We start from the raw sequence: 225 nt of genomic DNA on the forward strand, positions 1-225 counted from the left end.
GTTTCAGCAAAGAAGGGGATGTAGCTCAGCTGGGAGAGCACCTGCCTTGCACGCAGGGGGTCGGGAGTTCGATCCTCCCCGTCTCCACCAACTTCCTTGTCATGGATAGTCGAGATAAAAGTGCATTTATAGAGTGTATTTTTATCTGGAATATCCAGATGTTCATTAAAAATATGGTAAAAATTGAGGTAACACAAGCGAATTAGTATGATCTTATGTTTGTAT

1 tRNA gene is annotated in these 225 nt (G+C 42.2%); it reads left to right on the top strand.

Features of this window, described 5'->3' with window-relative positions:
• Window positions 1–14 precede the first annotated feature (14 nt).
• Window positions 15–90 (top strand) — tRNA-Ala (locus ACQUTA_RS13180).
• Window positions 91–225 lie beyond the last annotated feature (135 nt).

The sequence above is a fragment of the Legionella navarrensis genome (genome assembly GCF_052527415.1).